Raw genomic sequence first — 20355 nt, 5'->3', positions numbered from 1 at the left:
CGGCAGGGCGCGCGACTGGCCGGCGGTGGCGGTGCCCCCGATGCCCGCCCCGCCGCGGCGCGGCTCGGTGAACCGTGCTGCTTCCTGAGGGGGCTGGTCCGGCGGCGGCAGGCCGGCGGTGCCGCCCCCGCTGTCCGCCGGACCGAGGCGCGGCTCGGTGCGCCATTCCGCTGTCCAGGCGAGGCCGGCCCGGCGCGACCTGCCGCCGGACGCGGCGCCGCCGCTCCGCCTGAGCCCGGCTCGGGCGGGGAGTCCGCGGCAGAGCGCGCAACCAGGCACCAGAAGAAGCCGCCCAGAGGTAGGCACATCAGGCGCGCCCACCCCGTCGCCAGCCCACCCGGGGCGCGACACGACACCCTCCGGCACGTGAAGCGCGCCACTGAAACCCGCCGCGATCGCTCCTCCGCGGCGGCCGGACCGGGGCCGCCGCGCCGCTCCGCGGGGCCCCGCCACAACACCCGAGGACGATCTTGGACCGGCGTGAGCCGAGCCGCAACCCCTGGTGACCACAACCGTCCCAGCGCGCCTCCGCGCGCACGAATCCCCAGGTCGAAGCCGTGTACGGACCGCGATGGCGTTGCGCCAACCGGCGGGTTCGCCGCGTGGCATCTTGACTCTTCGGCGCCGGGGGTTCACGCTTATCGCCAACGGCAGCACCCTGCGGGAGGGTCTGCCGGGAGGCGATGCCTGAGGACGTCGTGATCGAGGTGCGGGCCCCATCGAGAGGCCCCCTCGACAGAACGCGTCGTTCGGGCTAGACTGCTTCTTTGCGCTGCCCTCTTTCAGGCTGCCCGGAGACGGAAGCTAGGATAGTGGGCACACGGCACCCTTGACAGTCGCTTTAGCTGTTGCTAACGCGGCTGCGCACCGCTCATTGTCCCCGGAAGGACGCATCTTGGCAGTCTCTCCCGCGAACCAGGCCACTGCTGCGACCACCTCGGCTGTAACGGAGCCGAACCCGACGGGAATTCCCGGAGCCCCCAAGCGGGTCTCGTTCGCGAAGATCCGCGAGCCCCTCCCCACCCCCAACCTGCTGGACGTGCAGATCCAGTCCTTCCAGTGGTTCACCGGTGACGAGAAGTGGTTCGAGCGCCGCGTGAACGAGGGCGAGGAGAACCCCGTCGGCGGCCTCGAAGAGGTCCTCAACGAGATCTCGCCGATCGAGGACTTCTCCGGTTCGATGTCCCTGTCCTTCTCCGACCCGCGCTTCGACGAGGTCAAGGCCTCCGTCGAGGAGTGCAAGGACAAGGACATGACGTACGCGGCCCCGCTGTTCGTGACCGCCGAGTTCGTCAACAACAACACCGGCGAGATCAAGTCCCAGACGGTCTTCATGGGCGACTTCCCCGTGATGACCGAGAAGGGCACCTTCATCATCAACGGCACCGAGCGTGTCGTGGTGTCCCAGCTGGTCCGGTCGCCCGGTGTCTACTTCGACACCAGCGTCGACAAGACCACCGACAAGGACGTCTTCAGCGTCAAGATCATCCCGAGCCGCGGCGCGTGGCTCGAGTTCGACGTGGACAAGCGCGACACCGTCGGCGTCCGCATCGACCGCAAGCGCCGCCAGCCGGTGACCGTGCTGCTGAAGGCCCTCGGCTGGACCACCGAGCAGATCCGCGAGCGGTTCCACTTCTCGGAGACCCTGCTCGCGACGCTCGAGAAGGACCACACGGCAGGCACCGACGAGGCGCTGCTCGACATCTACCGCAAGCTGCGCCCGGGCGAGCCGCCGACCAAGGAGAGCGCCCAGACGCTCCTGGAGAACCTGTTCTTCAAGGAGAAGCGCTACGACCTGGCCAAGGTCGGCCGCTACAAGCTGAACAAGAAGCTGGGCCTGAACCTGCCGTACGAGACCGGCACCCTCACCGAAGAGGACATCGTCTCGACCATCGAGTACCTGGTCCGCCTGCACGCCGGCGAGACCAAGATGGGCGAGGGCGAGAACGAGGTCCCGGTCGAGGTCGACGACATCGACCACTTCGGCAACCGCCGCATCCGCACCGTGGGCGAGCTGATCCAGAACCAGATCCGGGTCGGCCTGTCCCGCATGGAGCGCGTCGTCCGCGAGCGGATGACCACGCAGGACGTCGAGGCGATCACGCCGCAGACCCTGATCAACATCCGCCCGGTCGTGGCGGCGATCAAGGAGTTCTTCGGCACCTCGCAGCTGTCGCAGTTCATGGACCAGAACAACCCGCTGTCGGGCCTGACCCACAAGCGCCGCCTCAACGCGCTGGGCCCGGGTGGTCTGTCCCGTGAGCGCGCCGGCATGGAGGTCCGCGACGTCCACCCGTCGCACTACGGCCGCATGTGCCCGATCGAGACGCCGGAAGGCCCGAACATCGGCCTGATCGGCTCGCTGTGCTCCTACGCGCGGGTCAACCCGTTCGGCTTCATCGAGACGCCGTACCGGAAGGTCGTCGAGGGCCGGGTCACCGACCAGGTCGACTACCTGACCGCCGACGAGGAGGACCGCTACGTCAAGGCGCAGGCCAACGCGCCGCTGACCGAGGACGGTCACTTCGCCGAGGCCCAGGTCCTTGGCCGACGCAAGGGCGGCGAGGTCGAGCTGCTCGACCCGCTGGAGATCGACTACATGGACGTGTCGCCGCGTCAGATGGTGTCGGTCGCCACCGCGATGATCCCGTTCCTCGAGCACGACGACGCCAACCGCGCGCTGATGGGCGCCAACATGCAGCGCCAGGCCGTGCCGCTGCTGCGCGCCGAGTCGCCGCTGGTCGGCACCGGCATGGAGCTGCGTGCCGCGGTCGACGCCGGTGACGTGCTCGTCGCCGAGCAGGCCGGTGTCGTCGAGGAGCTCTCGGCCGACCTCGTGACGATCATGCACGACGACGGCACCCGCAAGAGCTACGGACTGCACAAGTTCCGCCGCACCAACGCGGGCACCTGCTTCAACCACCGCCCGATCGTGTCGGAGGGCGACCGCGTCGAGGCCGGCCAGGTCATCGCCGACGGCCCGTCCACCGACCAGGGCGAGATGGCGCTCGGCAAGAACCTGCTCGTGGCGATCATGCCGTGGGAGGGCCACAACTACGAGGACGCGATCATCCTCTCCGAGCGCCTGGTGCAGGACGACGTGCTCACCTCGATCCACATCGAGGAGCACGAGATCGACGCCCGCGACACCAAGCTCGGCGCCGAGGAGATCACCCGGGACATCCCGAACGTCTCCGAGGAGGTCCTGGCGGACCTGGACGAGCGCGGCATCGTGCGCATCGGCGCGGAGGTCCGCGACGGCGACATCCTGGTCGGGAAGGTCACGCCGAAGGGTGAGACCGAGCTGACCCCGGAGGAGCGCCTGCTCCGCGCGATCTTCGGCGAGAAGGCCCGCGAGGTCCGCGACACGTCGCTGAAGGTGCCGCACGGCGAGACCGGCAAGGTCATCGGCGTCCGCGTGTTCTCCCGCGAGGAGGACGACGAGCTGCCCCCGGGCGTGAACGAGCTCGTCCGCGTCTACGTCGCGCAGAAGCGGAAGATCCAGCCGGGCGACAAGCTCGCCGGCCGCCACGGCAACAAGGGTGTCATCGGCAAGATCCTGCCGGTCGAGGACATGCCGTTCATGGAGGACGGCACCCCGGTCGACATCATCCTGAACACCCACGGTGTGCCGCGACGGATGAACATCGGCCAGATCCTCGAGCTGCACCTGGGCTGGCTCGCCTCGCAGGGCTGGAAGATCGAGGGCAACCCGGAGTGGGCGCAGAACCTCTCCGAGGAGCTCTACGACGTCGAGCCCGGCACGAACACCGCGACCCCGGTGTTCGACGGCGCGCAGGAAGAGGAGCTCACCGGCCTGCTCGCGTCGACCCGGCCCAACCGGGACGGCGAGCGCATGGTCAAGGAGAACGGCAAGGCGACGCTGCTGGACGGCCGTTCCGGCGAGCCGTTCCCGTACCCGGTGGCCGTCGGCTACATGTACATCCTCAAGCTGCACCACCTGGTGGACGACAAGATCCACGCCCGCTCCACCGGCCCGTACTCGATGATCACCCAGCAGCCGCTGGGTGGTAAGGCGCAGTTCGGTGGCCAGCGCTTCGGTGAGATGGAGTGCTGGGCGATGCAGGCCTACGGCGCGGCCTACACGCTGCAGGAGCTGCTGACGATCAAGTCGGACGACGTGGTCGGCCGCGTGAAGGTGTACGAGGCGATCGTCAAGGGCGAGAACATCCCCGACCCGGGCATCCCGGAGTCGTTCAAGGTTCTCCTCAAGGAGCTGCAGTCGCTCTGCCTGAACGTGGAGGTCCTCTCCAGCGACGGCGCGGCGATCGAGATGCGCGACTCCGACGACGAGGACCTGGAGCGCGCCGCCGCCAACCTCGGCATCAACCTGTCCCGCAACGAGTCGCCCTCGGTGGACGACGTCGTGCAATGACGTAGCGACCGGGAGCGGGGCCACCTCCCGCGGCCCCGCCCCCGGTAGCCGACTCCTCTAGCCGAATCAACCCCAAAGGGGATGCAACGACGTGCTGGACGTCAACTTCTTCGATGAGCTCCGGATCGGCCTGGCGACCGCCGATGACATCCGTCAGTGGTCCTTCGGCGAGGTCAAGAAGCCGGAGACCATCAACTACCGCACCCTGAAGCCGGAGAAGGACGGGCTCTTCTGCGAGAAGATCTTCGGCCCCACCCGGGACTGGGAGTGCTACTGCGGTAAGTACAAGCGGGTCCGCTTCAAGGGCATCATCTGTGAGCGCTGTGGCGTCGAGGTGACCCGCGCCAAGGTGCGCCGTGAGCGGATGGGTCACATCGAGCTGGCCGCGCCCGTCACGCACATCTGGTACTTCAAGGGTGTTCCCTCGCGCCTGGGCTACCTGCTCGACCTGGCGCCGAAGGACCTCGAGAAGATCATCTACTTCGCGGCCTACGTGATCACCGGTGTGAACACCGAGCTGCGGCACAACGACCTGCCGACGCTGGAGAACGAGATCAGCGTCGAGCGGAAGAACATCGAGGCGAAGCGCGACGCCGACATCGAGGCGCGCGCGCAGAAGCTCGAGGCCGACCTCGCCCAGCTCGAGGCCGAAGGCGCCAAGTCCGACGTGCGCCGGAAGGTCAAGGAGGGCGGCGAGCGGGAGATGAAGCAGCTCCGCGACCGCGCCCAGCGCGAGCTGGACCGGCTCGAGGAGATCTGGACCACCTTCACCAAGCTCGAGCCGCGTCAGCTGATCGCGGACGAGACCCTGTACCGCGAGCTGTACGACCGCTACGGCGAGTACTTCACCGGCGGCATGGGCGCGGAGGCCATCCAGAAGCTGGCCACCGAGTTCGACGTCAACGCCGAGGCCGAGAAGCTGCGCGACACCATCCGCAACGGCAAGGGGCAGAAGAAGCTCCGCGCCCTGAAGCGGCTCAAGGTCGTCGCGGCCTTCCAGGCCACCGGCAACGACCCGCGCGGCATGGTCCTCGACGCGGTCCCGGTGATCCCGCCGGACCTGCGCCCGATGGTGCAGCTCGACGGTGGCCGCTTCGCCACCTCGGACCTCAACGACCTGTACCGCCGGGTGATCAACCGGAACAACCGCCTCAAGCGGCTGATCGACCTCGGCGCGCCCGAGATCATCGTCAACAACGAGAAGCGGATGCTGCAGGAGGCCGTCGACGCGCTGTTCGACAACGGCCGCCGCGGCCGTCCGGTCACCGGTCCGGGCAACCGGCCGCTGAAGTCGCTGTCCGACCTGCTCAAGGGCAAGCAGGGCCGGTTCCGCCAGAACCTGCTCGGCAAGCGCGTCGACTACTCGGGCCGTTCGGTCATCATCGTCGGCCCGCAGCTGAAGCTGCACCAGTGCGGTCTGCCCAAGGACATGGCGCTGGAGCTGTTCAAGCCGTTCGTCATGAAGCGGCTGGTCGACCTGAACCACGCGCAGAACATCAAGTCCGCGAAGCGGATGGTGGAGCGGGCCCGCCCGCAGGTGTGGGACGTGCTGGAAGAGGTCATCACCGGTCACCCGGTGCTCCTCAACCGTGCGCCGACCCTGCACCGGCTGGGCATCCAGGCCTTCGAGCCGCAGCTGGTCGAGGGCAAGGCCATCCAGCTGCACCCGCTGGTCTGCGAGGCGTTCAACGCGGACTTCGACGGTGACCAGATGGCGGTGCACCTGCCGCTGTCGGCCGAGGCGCAGGCCGAGGCCCGGATCCTGATGCTGTCGGCGAACAACATCCTGTCGCCGGCGTCGGGCCGCCCGCTGGCCATGCCGCGTCTGGACATGGTCACCGGCCTGTTCCACCTGACCCGTCTCGACGAGAACGCGGTCGGCGCAGGCCAGGCGTTCAGCTCGCCGGCCGAGGCCATCATGGCCTTCGACCGCAAGACGCTGGGCCTGCACGCGCCGATCAAGATCCGCGTCAAGGACCGTCAGCCGAACAAGGCCCAGGTCGCCGAGCTCACCGAGAAGGGCTGGGAGCCCGGTCAGCCGTGGCTGGCCGAGACCACCCTGGGCCGGGTGCTGTTCAACGACCTGCTGCCGGCGGACTACCCGTTCATCAACGAGCCGCTGCCGAAGAAGCGCCAGGCGGCGATCGTGAACGACCTCGCCGAGCGGTACTCGATGACGCAGGTCGCGCAGGTCCTGGACCGGCTCAAGGACGCCGGCTTCTACTGGGCCACCCGCTCGGGTGTCACGGTGTCGATGTTCGACGTCATCGTGCCGCCGGAGAAGAAGGAGATCCTCGACCGGTACGAGGCCAAGGCCGCGCAGGTGGAGAAGCGCTACCAGCGTGGTCAGCTCTCGCACGCCGAGCGCAACAACGAGCTGGTCAAGGTGTGGACCCAGGCGACCGACGAGGTCGCGGAGATCATGGAGGACGCCTTCCCCGAGGACAACCCGATCTCGATGATCGTGAAGTCCGGGGCGGCGGGCAACATGACCCAGGTCCGGTCGCTGGCCGGTATGCGTGGTCTGGTGTCGAACCCGAAGGGTGAGTACATCCCGCGGCCGATCAAGTCGAACTTCCGCGAGGGCCTGTCGGTGGCGGAGTACTTCATCGCCACCCACGGTGCGCGGAAGGGTCTGGCCGACACCGCGCTGCGGACCGCCGACTCGGGTTACCTGACCCGTCGTCTGGTGGACGTGTCGCAGGACGTCATCGTCCGGGAGACCGACTGCGGCACCAGCCGCGGCGTGACCCGGCCGATCGGCGAGAAGCAGCCGGACGGCACCGTGCTGCGCGGCGCGCACGTGGAGACCAGCGTGTACGCCCGGACGCTCGCCCAGGACGTCACCGACGAGCAGGGCAACGTCGTGCTCAACGCGGGCGACGACCTGTCCGACCCGGCCATGGAGAAGCTGATCGCGTTCGGCGTCACCAAGGTCAAGGTCCGCTCGGTGCTGACCTGCGAGTCGGCCGTCGGTGTCTGCGCGATGTGCTACGGCCGCTCGATGGCGACCGGCAAGCTGGTCGACGTGGGTGAGGCCGTCGGTATCGTCGCCGCCCAGTCGATCGGTGAGCCGGGCACGCAGCTGACGATGCGTACCTTCCACCAGGGTGGTGTCGCCGGTGACGACATCACGACCGGTCTGCCCCGTGTCACCGAGCTGTTCGAGGCCCGGGTCCCGAAGGGCAAGGCGCCGATCGCCGACGTCGATGGCCGCGTGCGCATCGAGGAGAGCGAGCGGTTCTGGAAGATCACGCTCATCCCGGACGACGGTGGCGAGGAGATCGTCTTCGACAAGCTGTCGAAGCGTCAGCGCCTGGCCAACACGCCGAACGGGCCGCTGCAGGACGGCGACCACGTGAACGTCGGCCAGCTGCTGCTCGAGGGCACGCCGGACCCGCACGAGGTGCTGCGTGTCATGGGCCCGCGCGAGGCGCAGATGCACCTCGTCGAAGAGGTCCAGAAGGTGTACCGGGCCCAGGGTGTGTCGATCCACGACAAGCACATCGAGGTCATCGTCCGGCAGATGCTGCGCCGGGTGACGATCATCGACTCCGGTTCGACGGACTTCCTGCCGGGCGAGCTGCCCGAGCGGACCAAGTTCGAGAGCACGAACCGGTCGGTCGTGGCCGAGGGCGGCGAGCCGGCCTCGGGCCGCCCGGTGCTGATGGGTATCACGAAGGCCTCGCTGACCACGGACTCGTGGCTGTCGGCGGCGTCGTTCCAGGAGACCACGCGTGTCCTGACCGACGCGGCGATCAACGGCCGCAGCGACAAGCTCGTGGGCCTCAAGGAGAACGTGATCATCGGTAAGCTGATCCCGGCGGGCACCGGCATCAACCGGTACCGGAACATCCAGGTGCAGCCGACGGAAGAGGCCCGGGTGGCGGCGTACGCCATCCCGTCCTACGACGACGGCTACTACACCCCGGACGTCTTCGGCACCGGCACCGGCGCCGCGGTTCCGCTGGACGACTACGACTTCGGTCGCGACTTCCGCTGACCTGAGTTGTCCCGAAGCCCCCGGCTCCCTTCGCGGAGCCGGGGGCTTCGTCGTGTCCGCGGCGGGGCGCGGAGGTAGCGTGAGGCGCGAGTTCACACGAGCGACACGAGGAGGGCGTTGTGAACGCAGAGCAGACCCCGGAGGAGGCGCCGTCGAGAGGGCGGCACGCAGCGCCCGAGGGCGCCCCGACGCACCCGGCGATCGACCTGTCGAGGGACCCCAACCCGGGCAAGCCGGACCACGCCAAGCCCGACGAGGACGACTAGGTCTTTGCACGTGAAAGGGGCCCCAGGCACGCGCCTGGGGCCCCTTTTCGCACAGCTCAGAAGTCGAGCTTGCCGCTGATCTCGGCGTCGTCCATGTCCGGATCCCCGGCGACGCCCCGCCGCTCGACGGCGTCGACCACGTCCTCGACGGTGTCTCGGCCCTGTTCCTTGGGGACGTCCTTCAGCGTTTCGACGGCGGTGTCCTTGAGTTGCCCGCCGATCCGCTCCCCGATGGCCTCGGATGCCGACTTCCCGCCGCTCGCGACAGCCTTGGCCAGGTCGCCGCCCAGGTTCTCGGTCAGCGTGCCGTCGACGAGCTTCTGCGGGATCTTCCCGATGAACGCCTTGATCCGGTCGATCAGCCCCTTGAGCTTCTGGATGATCGACTGCAGGCGCTGGACCCACCGGCTGCCCTTGCTCGTCGCCATCCCGGCCTCCACCGCGGTCGAGGCGGTGGCAGCGGCGACCGAGCCGCCGAGCGTGAACGTCGAGGCCGCGAGCGCCGCGAGCCAGGTCACGATCAGCCATTCGACGAGGTCGCTGATGATGCTGGTGATCACGTCCTTGATCACGCTCATCACCGCGCTGCTGACCGCCATGAGGGTCGCGATCTCGCCGGTGGCGCCCGCGGTGCCGGAGATGCCGTCCCGGAACTCGGCCAGCGCCTTGCCCGCGGCCGCGGCGGCGGGTCCCTCCCAGCCGGCGAGTCCTTCGGTCAGCAGTTGCTCGGTCTCCACCCGCAGCTTCTCGATGTCCGCCCCGAGCCGGTTGAACGCGGCGGCCCCGGCGTCGAGCGCCTCCGAATCCCCGGTGACCAGGTCGAGCATCTCGTTGAGCGGCTCGATCCAGCTGATCAGGAAGCTCACGCCGTTCGAGATGAGCCAGCCCAGCGGGTCGGAGACGATCCCGCCGATGGTGCTCACCGCCTCGTCGACGAAGCTCAGCGCGGTGGACGAGGCCTCCGTCGCGTGGGCCACCAGGGCGTCGAGGTCGCCGCTCACCAGGTCCGAGCCGATCTGGAAACCGGCCTGGAACGTGTCGACGGCGCCCTGGACCACCTTGCCCGGGTCCGTCTCCGCCATCCGCTCGAGGTTCGCCTCCGCGCTGTACTCCTCGCCGATGCCCTCGACCTGATCGCTGATCGCTTCCCAGCTCGTCGGCATCAGCCCACCTCCCCAACACCCCGGCCGGCTTCGTCGAGGTCTTCGCCGATGCTCTCGAACGCGGCGACGACCCCGTCGTCCATCGCGGAGTACATGTCCGCGGCCTTGGCCAACTTCGCGCCGATCGCCTGGTAACCCTCGGCCATCTGGGTCAGGTGGGACCGGAGCTGGTCGACCATGTCCTGGTAGAACGGGTATACCGTGGGCTGGCCGATGAGCCCCCAGGACACCGCTGGGACGTTCGCGTCCTGCAGCTGCTGCTGCAACGCGCTGACCTGCGAAGTCTGCGCCGCCGCCGCGGCGGCCGTCTTGCGCAGCGCTCCGACGTCGACCGAGAAACCCCCGCTCACCGGCGCTCACCCTCGTCGAACGGGTCCAGGAAGTCGTCGTCCTCGGCGGGCCTGCGGCGGACCTCCGGGCGGGCCGGCCGGGACGGCTGCTGCTCGGCCAGGAAGTCCTCCTCGGCGAAGTCCGCGCCCTGGTCGATGGGCCGCTGCGGCACCACCGGGCGTTCGTCCGCGACCGTCGCCTTCAGCGCGGCCACGCTGGTGCCGAACGCCTCCGCCTGGGTCTGCAGCACCTGCTCCAGCACGTTGCTGGACGGCCCGAGCGCGTCCTGCACGATCGCGGCCTGCCGGCGCGCCGCCGCGGCCACCGCCTCGTGGATCGTCGCCGTGATGGTCGACGACAGCTGGATCGCGCTGCCCTGCAGCGCCTCCTCGCTCACCCGCACCGACTGCACGCTCCCGCCCGGCCCGGCGACGACCGTCACGGCCCGGTCGGGGGAGGACACGGTGACCGACAACTCGCCGATCTCGTCCTTCATCCGGGTGAACGCGGCCTGCCGCTGCTCACCCTGCTGCTTCAGCTCGTCGATCCGGCGCAGCTTCTGCTGCAGCTGCTCGACGAGGTCGCCGTGGCTGCCGTACGCCATGCAGGTCCCTCCCCGTGGTGAATTGCGCACCTTCGGTATCGGATCATGCACCACACGTGTGTGCGGCGGGCGCGCTTCCGGGCAACTCACCGATTCGATTGATCACTTTTCGCCACGCGGGAATTCCGCCGCCAATTCCGGCGTTGTAACACTCGCCGAAGATGCCCCCCGACCTGCTCGAACGCGCAGGCCGACGGTGTCCCGACAGTTGGCGGAAGGGTCCTGCGAGGCCGTCTTTCCGCTAGACTCGCCACACCACCTTCTCGCCGGAGCCGGGGTGTGAGCCCGTTAGGGACCCCCGATGCCACCGCCTGCCACAAGGGCGGGTATCTTTGACGACTGTGCCCGGCATGCGTCGGGCCGCTCTGCGTGCTTTTCGGCCAAGCGGGGATGCTCCGGCATCGTGGCGACGGCCGCGGCGAAGCGGAGCTCCACGGAAATCCGAGGGAACGTTAGCGGTCGAGAGACCCAGACGCGGGCCGACACGCCCGACCTCGGGGGCCGGGGAGACCAAGACGGAACAAGCAAGACGCGACAGAAGGCTGGTCCATTGCCCACGATCCAGCAGCTGGTCCGCAAGGGCCGCCAGGACAAGGCTGCCAAGCAGAAGACCGCGGCCCTCAAGGGGAGTCCGCAGCGGCGTGGCGTGTGCACCCGCGTGTACACCACGACGCCCAAGAAGCCGAACTCGGCGCTGCGCAAGGTCGCGCGTGTCAAGCTGACCAGCGGCATCGAGGTCACCGCCTACATCCCGGGCGAGGGCCACAACCTGCAGGAGCACTCGATGGTGCTCGTGCGCGGTGGTCGTGTGAAGGACCTGCCCGGCGTTCGCTACAAGATCATCCGCGGTTCGCTCGACACCCAGGGTGTGAAGAACCGCAAGCAGGCGCGCAGCCGGTACGGCGCGAAGAAGGAGAAGAGCTAATGCCCCGCAAGGGTCCGGCCCCGAAGCGGCCGCTGATCTCCGACCCGGTCTACGGTTCTCCGCTGGTCACGCAGCTGATCAACAAGGTGCTGACCGACGGCAAGCGCTCGCTGGCCGAGCGCATCGTCTACGGCGCGCTGGAAGGCGCCCGTGAGAAGACCGGCACGGATCCCGTCGTCACGCTGAAGCGTGCGCTGGACAACGTGAAGCCGAGCATCGAGGTGAAGAGCCGCCGCGTCGGTGGTGCCACCTACCAGGTGCCGATCGAGGTCAAGCCGGGCCGCTCGACGACCCTTGCGCTGCGGTGGATCGTCAGCTTCTCCCGCGCCCGCCGCGAGAAGACCATGATCGAGCGCCTGCAGAACGAGCTGCTCGATGCGAGCAACGGCCTCGGGGCCAGCGTGAAGCGCCGCGAGGACACCCACAAGATGGCCGAGTCCAACAAGGCGTTCGCCCACTACCGGTGGTGAACGTAGCCCGGCTGCCGAGACAAGCCAGGCCGGGCCCCAAGCTTCGAGACAGGGGAACAGTGCAGTGGCACGCGACGTGCTGACCGACCTGAACAAGGTCCGCAACATCGGCATCATGGCTCACATCGACGCCGGTAAGACCACCACCACCGAGCGGATCCTGTTCTACACCGGGATCAACTACAAGATCGGCGAGGTGCACGACGGCGCCGCGACGATGGACTGGATGGAGGAGGAGCAGAAGCGGGGTATCACCATCACCTCGGCTGCCACCACCACCTTCTGGGCCGACCACCAGATCAACATCATCGACACCCCCGGCCACGTCGACTTCACCGTCGAGGTGGAGCGTTCGCTGCGGGTGCTCGACGGTGCCGTTGCCGTCTTCGACGGCAAGGAGGGTGTCGAGCCCCAGTCCGAGCAGGTCTGGCGCCAGGCCGACAAGTACGAGGTCCCGCGCATCTGCTTCGTCAACAAGATGGACAAGCTGGGTGCGGACTTCTACTTCACCGTCCGCACCATCGAGGAGCGCCTCGGTGCGCGCCCGCTGGTCATCCAGCTGCCGATCGGCGCCGAGAGCGACTTCCAGGGCGTCATCGACCTGGTCCGCATGAAGGCGCTGACCTGGCGGGGCGAGGTCAAGAAGGGCGAGGACTACGAGGTCGAGGAGATCCCGGCCGACCTCGCCGACAAGGCCGCCGAGTACCGCGACAAGCTGATCGAGGCCGTCGCGGAGACCGACGACGCCCTGATGGAGAAGTACTTCGGCGGCGAGGAGCTGTCCGAGGCCGACATCAAGGCCGGCATCCGCAAGCTGACGGTCGCCCGCGAGGCGTACCCGGTGCTGTGCGGCTCCGCGTTCAAGAACAAGGGCGTGCAGCCCATGCTGGACGCGGTGATCGACTACCTGCCGTCGCCGCTGGACGTCCCCGCCGTCGAGGGCACCCTCACCGACGGTGAGACCGCCGCGTCGCGGAAGCCGTCGGTCGACGAGCCGTTCGCGGCTCTCGCGTTCAAGATCGCCGCGCACCCGTTCTTCGGCAAGCTGACCTACGTCCGGGTGTACTCGGGCAAGGTCGCCGCCGGCGCGCAGGTCATCAACTCGACCAAGGAGCGCAAGGAGCGCATCGGGAAGCTCTTCCAGATGCACTCCAACAAGGAGAACCCGGTCGACGAGGCCCAGGCCGGCCACATCTACGCGGTCATCGGCCTGAAGGACACCACGACCGGTGACACCCTGTGCGACCCGCAGAACCCGATCGTCCTCGAGTCGATGACCTTCCCGGAGCCGGTCATCAAGGTGGCCATCGAGCCCAAGACGAAGGCCGACCAGGAGAAGCTGTCGACCGCGATCCAGAAGCTGGCCGAGGAGGACCCCACCTTCCAGGTCCAGCTGGACGAGGAGACCGGTCAGACGATCATCGCGGGCATGGGCGAGCTGCACCTCGAGGTGCTGGTCAACCGCATGAAGTCCGACTACAAGGTCGAGGCGAACATCGGTAAGCCGCAGGTCGCCTACCGCGAGACGATCCGCCGCACGGTCGAGAAGTACGAGTACACGCACAAGAAGCAGACCGGTGGTTCTGGTCAGTTCGCGCGCGTGATCATCAAGCTGGAGCCGCTGTCCACTGGCGACGGCGCCCTCTACGAGTTCGACAACAAGGTCACCGGTGGCCGCGTGCCGCGCGAGTACATCCCGTCGGTGGACGCCGGTGCCCAGGACGCCATGCAGTACGGTGTCCTCGCCGGTTACCCGCTGGTCGGGCTGAAGGTGACCCTGTTGGACGGCGCTTACCACGAGGTCGACTCGTCGGAAATGGCCTTCAAGATCGCCGGTTCCATGGCGCTCAAGGAGGCCGCGCGCCAGGCCAGCCCGGTTCTGCTCGAGCCGGTCATGGCCGTCGAGGTGACCACCCCCGAGGACTACATGGGTGACGTCATCGGCGACCTCAACTCTCGCCGTGGCCAGATCCAGGCCATGGACGAGCGGGCAGGCACCCGAGTCGTGAAGGCACTGGTTCCGCTGTCCGAGATGTTCGGGTACGTCGGCGACCTGCGGTCTCGTACCCAGGGTCGGGCGAACTACTCGATGACGTTCGACTCCTACGCCGAGGTTCCCTCGAACGTCGCGAAGGAGATCATCGCGAAGGCGACGGGGGAGTAAACCCCTCCGCACCCAACGCGGGCGCGCACAGGGGCCTCCCCTAGGGTCCGCACAACCGACCAGATCGATCGCCGTTCGGCTGCCACGCCGTCCGGTGAAGCAAAAGCAAGAGTCCAGGAGGACATTCCAGTGGCGAAGGCGAAGTTCGAGCGGAGCAAGCCGCACGTCAACATCGGGACCATCGGTCACGTCGACCACGGCAAGACCACGCTGACCGCGGCGATCACCAAGGTTCTGCACGACAAGTACCCGGAGCTCAACGAGTCCCGGGCGTTCGACCAGATCGACAACGCGCCGGAAGAGAAGCAGCGCGGCATCACGATCAACATCTCGCACGTCGAGTACCAGACCGAGAAGCGTCACTACGCCCACGTGGACGCCCCCGGTCACGCGGACTACATCAAGAACATGATCACCGGTGCCGCCCAGATGGACGGCGCGATCCTGGTGGTCGCCGCGACCGACGGCCCGATGCCGCAGACCCGTGAGCACGTGCTGCTCGCCCGCCAGGTCGGCGTGCCCTACATCGTGGTGGCCCTGAACAAGGCCGACATGGTGGACGACGAGGAGATCCTCGAGCTGGTCGAGCTGGAGGTCCGCGAGCTGCTGTCCTCGCAGGAGTTCCCCGGCGACGACGCCCCCGTGGTCAAGGTCTCCGGCCTCAAGGCCCTCGAGGGCGACGCCAAGTGGGCCGAGTCGGTTCTCGAGCTCATGCAGGCCGTCGACGACAACGTGCCGGACCCGGTGCGTGACCTCGACAAGCCGTTCCTGATGCCGATCGAGGACGTCTTCACCATCACCGGCCGCGGCACCGTCGTGACCGGTCGCGTGGAGCGCGGCCAGATCAACGTCAACGAAGAGGTCGAGATCGTGGGTATCCGCGAGAAGTCGACCAAGACCACCGTCACCGGTGTCGAGATGTTCCGCAAGCTGCTCGACTCGGGCCAGGCCGGTGACAACGTCGGTCTGCTGCTCCGCGGCATCAAGCGCGAGGACGTCGAGCGCGGCCAGGTCGTCGTGAAGCCCGGCACCACGACTCCGCACACGGAGTTCGAGGGCTCGGTCTACATCCTGTCCAAGGACGAGGGTGGCCGGCACACGCCGTTCTTCAACAACTACCGCCCGCAGTTCTACTTCCGCACGACCGACGTGACCGGTGTCGTCACCCTCCCCGAGGGCACCGAGATGGTCATGCCGGGTGACAACACCGAGATCAAGGTGCAGCTCATCCAGCCGGTCGCCATGGACGAGGGTCTGCGGTTCGCCATCCGTGAGGGTGGCCGGACCGTCGGCGCGGGCCAGGTCACCAAGATCATCAAATGATTCCATCCGGCCCCGGAGTGCTTATAGCACCCCGGGGCCGGGTTGTGGAACCACGTGTGCGACACTAGTTGAGTTGCTCGTTGCGGGGCGGCCGATATCTCTAGAGAAATCGGCCGCCCCGGCGCGAGCGGCCTTGGTCCGTGGGTTTCCCAGGGGGAGACCGCGGGCGCGACAGATGGCCGGCACGGCCGTCTCGCGGTGAAGACCAACCGGCACGACGACGATCCTCCTGCGGGATCAGTCTGCGCAGCGGGCGCGACACGCCCGACCGCGTGGATCGGACGCGAGGGCGTTGACGTGCGGAAACCGGCGCGAATGCGCGGGTAGAGATAGCGGCACAAGACGAAGGAACGAGCTGCGACCATGGCGGGACAGAAGATCCGCATCAGGCTCAAGGCCTACGACCACGAGGCGATCGATGCCAGCGCGCGCAAGATCGTCGAGACGGTGACGCGCACCGGCGCCTCGGTCGTCGGACCTGTGCCGCTGCCCACCGAGAAGAACGTTTACTGCGTCATCCGCTCGCCGCACAAGTACAAGGACTCGCGCGAGCACTTCGAGATGCGCACGCACAAGCGGCTGATCGACATCCTCGACCCGACGCCGAAGACGGTCGACGCGCTCATGCGCATCGACCTCCCGGCGAGCGTCGACGTCAACATCCAGTAAGCGTTGGGCGAGCGGCGGAGATAAGAGACTCATGTCTGACAGGCAAGTAAAGGGCATCCTGGGCACCAAGCTCGGCATGACCCAGGTCTTCGGCGAGGACAACCGGATCGTTCCGGTGACCGTCGTGCAGGCCGGGCCGAACGTGGTGACCCAGATCCGTACCCAGGACAACGACGGCTACCAGGCCGTGCAGCTGGCTTTCGGCGCCGTGGACCCGCGCAAGGTCAACAAGCCGGTGACCGGCCACTTCCAGAAGGCCGGCGTGACGCCGCGGCGTTACCTCGCCGAGCTGCGCACGACCGACGCCGAGAGCTACGAGGTCGGCCAGGAGATCACCGCCGAGGTGTTCCCCGCCGGCTCGCGCGTCGACGTCACGGGCACCAGCAAGGGCAAGGGCTACGCCGGTGTCATGAAGCGTCACGGCTTCAAGGGCCAGGGCGCCAGCCACGGTAACCAGGCGAAGCACCGCGCCCCCGGCTCGATCGGTGGCTGCGCCACCCCGGGCCGCGTCTTCAAGGGCCTGCGGATGGCCGGCCGCATGGGTGGCGTCAAGGTCACCACGCAGGGCCTGACCGTCCACGACGTGCGCGCCGAAGAGGGCCTGCTGCTGATCAAGGGCGCCGTTCCCGGCCCCAAGGGCAGCCTCGTCTTCGTCAAGACCGCCGCGAAGGGTGGTGCTACCGAATGACCAGCGTCGAGCTGAAGACCCCGGCCGGCAGCGCCGAGGGCACCGTCGAGCTCCCCGCCGAGATCTTCGACGTGCAGGCCAACGTGCCGCTGATGCACCAGGTCGTGGTGGCCCAGCAGGCCGCCGCGCGCCAGGGCACGCACGACACGAAGACCCGCGGCGAGGTCTCCGGTGGCGGCAAGAAGCCGTACCGCCAGAAGGGCACCGGCCGCGCCCGCCAGGGTTCGACCCGCGCCCCGCAGTTCGCCGGCGGTGGCACCGTCCACGGCCCCACGCCGCGCGACTACACCCAGCGCACCCCGAAGAAGATGAAGGCCGCCGCCCTGCGTGGCGCCCTCTCCGACCGGGCGCGCGCCGGCCAGGTGCACGTCATCACCGAGCTGGTGTCGGGCGAGAAGCCCAGCACCAAGGAGGCGAAGAAGGTCCTCGCCGCCGTGACCCAGGCCAAGCGCCTGCTGGTCGTGCTGCACCGCGAGGACGAGCAGGGCTGGCTGTCGGCCCGCAACCTGCCGAACGTGCACCTGATCAACCCCGACCAGCTCAACACCTACGACGTGCTGGTCAACGACGACGTGGTGTTCACCAAGGCCGCGTACGACGCCTTCATCGCCGGTCCCGTCAAGGGCAAGGCGGCCAAGGCTTCGGCTCGGGCCAGCGAGGTTGAAGGGAGTGAAGCGCAGTGAGCAGCGTTGCCATCCCGGACCCTCGTGACATCGTGCTCGCGCCGGTGATCTCCGAGAAGTCCTACGGGCTCCTCGAGGACCACAAGTACACGTTCGAGGTCCGGCCGGACGCCAACAAGACGCAGATCAAGATCGCCGTCGAGCAGATCTTCGGCGTCAAGGTCGTCAGCGTGAACACGCTGAACCGGCAGGGCAAGCGCAAGCGGACCCGCTACGGCTTCGGCAAGCGCAAGAACGTCAAGCGCGCCGTCGTGACGCTGTCCGCCGAGAGCAAGCCGATCGAGATCTTCGGCGGACCCGCCGCGTAAGGGACGGAAAGCTGTCATGGGTATTCGTAAGTACAAGCCGACGACTCCGGGCCGCCGTGGCTCGAGCGTGTCGGACTTCGCCGAGATCACCCGGTCCGAGCCGGAGAAGTCGCTGCTGCGCCCGCTGAGCAAGTCGGGCGGCCGCAACTCCTCGGGCAAGATCACCACCCGGCACAAGGGTGGCGGCCACAAGCGGGCCTACCGGGTCATCGACTTCCGGCGCAACGACAAGGACGGCATCCCGGCCAAGGTCGCGCACATCGAGTACGACCCCAACCGGACCGCCCGCATCGCGCTGCTGCACTACGCGGACGGCGAGAAGCGCTACATCATCGCGCCGGACAAGCTCAAGCAGGGCGACACGGTGGAAGCCGGCCCGCGCGCCGACATCAAGCCGGGCAACAACCTGCCGCTGCGCAACATCCCGGTCGGCACCGTGGTGCACGCCATCGAGCTGCGTCCCGGTGGCGGCGCGAAGATCGCCCGCTCCGCCGGCGCCCGCGTGCAGCTGGTCGCCAAGGACGGCCCGTACGCCCAGCTGCGGATGCCCTCGGGCGAAATCCGCAACGTGGACGTGCGCAACCGCGCCACCGTCGGCGAGGTCGGCAACTCCGAGCACCAGAACATCAACTGGGGCAAGGCGGGCCGCAACCGCTGGCGCGGCAAGCGCCCGACCGTCCGTGGTGTCGTCATGAACCCGGTCGACCACCCGCACGGTGGTGGTGAGGGCAAGACCTCGGGTGGTCGCCACCCGGTCAACCCGAACGGCAAGCCGGAGGGCCGCACCCGCCGCCGCAAGCCGTCCGACGCACTGATCGTCCGCCGCCGGCGTACCGGCAAGAAGCGCTGAGCAGGGAGGTAAGACAACATGCCGCGTAGCCTGAAGAAGGGCCCGTTCGTGGACGACCACCTGCTCAAGAAGGTGGACGCGCTCAACGAGTCGGGCAAGAAGACCGTGATCAAGACCTGGTCCCGCCGGTCCACGATCATCCCGGACATGCTGGGTCACACCATCGCGGTGCACGACGGCCGCAAGCACGTGCCGGTGTTCGTCAGCGAGGCCATGGTCGGCCACAAGCTTGGCGAGTTCGCTCCGACGCGGACCTTCAAGGGTCACGTCAAGGATGACCGGAAGTCGCGCCGCCGCTGAGCGGGCACACGAGAGTTAGGGAAAGCAAGCGATGACAGCCCCAGAAACCGCTCCGGCCCAGGTGGCCGTGGCGCGGGCTCGCTTCGTCCGGGACTCGCCGACGAAGGTGCGCCGGGTGATCGAGCTGATCAAGGGTCTTAGCGCCGCCGAAGCCCTCGCCGTGCTCCGGTTCTCGCCGTACGCGGCGAGCCAGCCGGTGGCGAAGGTGCTCGCCAGCGCCGTGGCCAACGCCGAGAACAACCTCAACCTGGACCCGGACACGCTGTTCGTGAAGAACGCGTATGCCGACGAGGGCCCGACCCTCAAGCGCATCCAGCCGCGCGCCCAGGGCCGTGCGTACCGGATCCGGAAGCGCACCAGCCACATCACGGTCGAGGTGGAGTCGCGTCCGGAAGCGAAGAAGAGCGGTAAGAAGAAGGCAGGTGGCCGCTAGTGGGCCAGAAGATCAACCCGCACGGCTTCCGGCTGGGGATCACCACCGACTGGAAGTCGCGCTGGTACGCCGACAAGCAGTACGCGGAGTACGTGGCCGAGGACGTCAAGATCCGCAAGCTGCTGTCCACGGGCATGGAGCGCGCCGGCATCTCCAAGGTCGAGATCGAGCGCACCCGTGACCGCGTGCGGGTCGACATCCACACCGCGCGTCCGGGCATCGTGATCGGCCGCCGCGGCGCGGAGGCCGACCGGATCCGCGGCTCGCTGGAGAAGCTGACCGGCAAGCAGGTCCAGCTGAACATCCTCGAGGTCAAGAACCCCGAGGCCGACGCGCAGCTGGTCGCCCAGAGCGTCGCCGAGCAGCTGTCCAACCGCGTGGCGTTCCGCCGCGCGATGCGCAAGGCGATCCAGACGACCATGCGTTCGTCGCAGGTCAAGGGCATCCGCGTGCAGTGCAGCGGCCGCCTCGGCGGTGCCGAGATGTCGCGGTCGGAGCACTACCGCGACGGCCGGGTCCCGCTGCACACGCTGCGCGCGGACATCGACTACGGCTTCTTCGAGGCCCGCACCACCTTCGGCCGCATCGGCGTGAAGGTGTGGATCTACAAGGGTGACCTGGTCGGCGGCCTGAAGGCCAAGGCCGAGCGGGACGCCGCGGCCGCCAACGAGCGTCCGCGCCGGGAGCGTCCGTCGCGCCCGCGCCGTTCCGGCGCCCAGGGCACGACGCCGACCTCGACCGAAGCCGGCCGCGCCGCTGCCGCCGCGAAGGCCGACACGG

The 20355-nt window shown here is 68.2% G+C and carries 18 protein-coding genes; 15 read left to right on the top strand and 3 right to left on the bottom strand.

All coding sequences use genetic code 11. The annotated features are described in order from the left end of the window. Positions 1-895 precede the first annotated feature (895 nt). The 3 genes from ABZ193_RS38660 to ABZ193_RS38650 all read left to right on the top strand — a co-directional run bounded on the left by ABZ193_RS38660 (position 896) and on the right by ABZ193_RS38650 (position 8665). Positions 896-4396 (top strand): DNA-directed RNA polymerase subunit beta, encoded by a 3501-nt coding sequence (locus ABZ193_RS38660; RefSeq protein ID WP_027935789.1) that lies wholly within the window; start codon positions 896-898, stop codon positions 4394-4396. Positions 4397-4487: 91 nt separating this feature from the next. Beyond that, positions 4488-8399, top strand: coding sequence for a DNA-directed RNA polymerase subunit beta' (locus tag ABZ193_RS38655; RefSeq protein WP_020417557.1), 3912 nt, complete (start codon positions 4488-4490; stop codon positions 8397-8399). A 119-nt stretch (positions 8400-8518) separates the two neighbouring features. Beyond that, positions 8519-8665, top strand: a complete 147-nt coding sequence (locus tag ABZ193_RS38650; protein WP_020417558.1) for a hypothetical protein — start codon at positions 8519-8521, stop codon at positions 8663-8665. Positions 8666-8721: 56 nt separating this feature from the next. On the opposite strand, the gene ABZ193_RS38645 is transcribed toward ABZ193_RS38650, so the two are convergent. The 3 genes from ABZ193_RS38645 to ABZ193_RS38635 are packed head-to-tail and all read right to left on the bottom strand — an operon-like array spanning position 8722 to position 10762. Beyond that, entirely contained in the window at positions 8722-9828 is a 1107-nt protein-coding gene (locus tag ABZ193_RS38645; protein WP_354713638.1) for a hypothetical protein, read from the bottom strand. After that, positions 9828-10178 carry a type VII secretion target gene (locus ABZ193_RS38640; RefSeq protein WP_354713637.1) on the bottom strand — a complete coding sequence of 117 codons (351 nt, stop codon included), beginning with the start codon at positions 10176-10178 and terminating at the stop codon, positions 9828-9830. Before ABZ193_RS38640 ends, ABZ193_RS38645 begins: the two co-directional genes overlap by 1 nt. Then, positions 10175-10762 carry a YbaB/EbfC family nucleoid-associated protein gene (locus ABZ193_RS38635; protein ID WP_020417561.1) on the bottom strand — a complete coding sequence of 196 codons (588 nt, stop codon included), beginning with the start codon at positions 10760-10762 and terminating at the stop codon, positions 10175-10177. The genes ABZ193_RS38640 and ABZ193_RS38635 overlap by 4 nt, the downstream gene beginning before the upstream one ends. A gap of 550 nt (positions 10763-11312) precedes the next feature. Here ABZ193_RS38635 and rpsL point away from each other — a divergent pair. From rpsL to rpsC, 12 genes are all read left to right on the top strand, one after another. After that, entirely contained in the window at positions 11313-11687 is a 375-nt protein-coding gene (gene rpsL / locus ABZ193_RS38630; RefSeq protein WP_003102113.1) for a 30S ribosomal protein S12, read from the top strand. Then, the gene (gene rpsG / locus ABZ193_RS38625) at positions 11687-12157 is read left to right on the top strand and encodes a 30S ribosomal protein S7 (protein WP_017986602.1); all 471 of its coding nucleotides are present in this window, start codon (positions 11687-11689) and stop codon (positions 12155-12157) included. Before rpsL ends, rpsG begins: the two co-directional genes overlap by 1 nt. Positions 12158-12221: 64 nt before the next feature. Beyond that, entirely contained in the window at positions 12222-14321 is a 2100-nt protein-coding gene (fusA, locus tag ABZ193_RS38620) for an elongation factor G (protein WP_020417562.1), read from the top strand. A 129-nt stretch (positions 14322-14450) separates the two neighbouring features. Further along, on the top strand, positions 14451-15644 hold the full coding sequence (gene tuf, locus ABZ193_RS38615) for an elongation factor Tu (protein WP_017986604.1): 1194 nt from the start codon (positions 14451-14453) through the stop codon (positions 15642-15644). A 363-nt stretch (positions 15645-16007) separates the two neighbouring features. Next, entirely contained in the window at positions 16008-16313 is a 306-nt protein-coding gene (gene rpsJ / locus ABZ193_RS38610; RefSeq protein ID WP_003883485.1) for a 30S ribosomal protein S10, read from the top strand. A gap of 31 nt (positions 16314-16344) precedes the next feature. Then, positions 16345-17001: a 50S ribosomal protein L3 gene (gene rplC, locus ABZ193_RS38605; RefSeq protein WP_017986605.1), complete on the top strand. Its 657-nt coding sequence runs from the start codon at positions 16345-16347 to the stop codon at positions 16999-17001. Next, positions 16998-17684: a 50S ribosomal protein L4 gene (gene rplD / locus ABZ193_RS38600; protein ID WP_017986606.1), complete on the top strand. Its 687-nt coding sequence runs from the start codon at positions 16998-17000 to the stop codon at positions 17682-17684. Before rplC ends, rplD begins: the two co-directional genes overlap by 4 nt. After that, positions 17681-17992 carry a 50S ribosomal protein L23 gene (gene rplW, locus ABZ193_RS38595; RefSeq protein ID WP_017986607.1) on the top strand — a complete coding sequence of 104 codons (312 nt, stop codon included), beginning with the start codon at positions 17681-17683 and terminating at the stop codon, positions 17990-17992. Before rplD ends, rplW begins: the two co-directional genes overlap by 4 nt. A gap of 16 nt (positions 17993-18008) precedes the next feature. Further along, a complete protein-coding gene (gene rplB / locus ABZ193_RS38590; protein WP_026153757.1) occupies positions 18009-18842 on the top strand; it encodes a 50S ribosomal protein L2 in 834 nt (277 codons plus the stop codon). 18 nt (positions 18843-18860) lie between these two features. Then, the gene (gene rpsS, locus ABZ193_RS38585; protein WP_017986609.1) at positions 18861-19142 is read left to right on the top strand and encodes a 30S ribosomal protein S19; all 282 of its coding nucleotides are present in this window, start codon (positions 18861-18863) and stop codon (positions 19140-19142) included. Between the two features lie 31 nt (positions 19143-19173). Next, positions 19174-19575, top strand: coding sequence for a 50S ribosomal protein L22 (gene rplV, locus ABZ193_RS38580; RefSeq protein ID WP_026153758.1), 402 nt, complete (start codon positions 19174-19176; stop codon positions 19573-19575). After that, positions 19575-20355: 30S ribosomal protein S3 (rpsC, locus tag ABZ193_RS38575; protein WP_354713619.1), on the top strand; the 781-nt coding region annotated here is incomplete at its 3' end. The genes rplV and rpsC, both read left to right, overlap by 1 nt.

This window comes from Amycolatopsis sp. NPDC006125 (assembly GCF_040614195.1).
Lineage (GTDB): Bacteria > Actinomycetota > Actinomycetes > Mycobacteriales > Pseudonocardiaceae > Amycolatopsis_E > Amycolatopsis_E tucumanensis.
Note: the sequence above shows the minus strand (reverse complement) of the source record. Positions and strands in the feature narration are given on the sequence as shown.

Coding starts and splice junctions, on each gene's coding strand:
- ABZ193_RS38645 (WP_354713638.1), bottom strand. CDS start 9,828: ATGCCGACGAGCTGGGAAGCGATCAGCGATCAGGTCGAGGGCATCGGC.
- ABZ193_RS38635 (WP_020417561.1), bottom strand. CDS start 10,762: ATGGCGTACGGCAGCCACGGCGACCTCGTCGAGCAGCTGCAGCAGAAG.
- rpsG (WP_017986602.1), top strand. CDS start 11,687: ATGCCCCGCAAGGGTCCGGCCCCGAAGCGGCCGCTGATCTCCGACCCG.
- rpsJ (WP_003883485.1), top strand. CDS start 16,008: ATGGCGGGACAGAAGATCCGCATCAGGCTCAAGGCCTACGACCACGAG.
- rplC (WP_017986605.1), top strand. CDS start 16,345: ATGTCTGACAGGCAAGTAAAGGGCATCCTGGGCACCAAGCTCGGCATG.
- rplD (WP_017986606.1), top strand. CDS start 16,998: ATGACCAGCGTCGAGCTGAAGACCCCGGCCGGCAGCGCCGAGGGCACC.
- rplB (WP_026153757.1), top strand. CDS start 18,009: ATGGGTATTCGTAAGTACAAGCCGACGACTCCGGGCCGCCGTGGCTCG.
- rpsS (WP_017986609.1), top strand. CDS start 18,861: ATGCCGCGTAGCCTGAAGAAGGGCCCGTTCGTGGACGACCACCTGCTC.
- rplV (WP_026153758.1), top strand. CDS start 19,174: ATGACAGCCCCAGAAACCGCTCCGGCCCAGGTGGCCGTGGCGCGGGCT.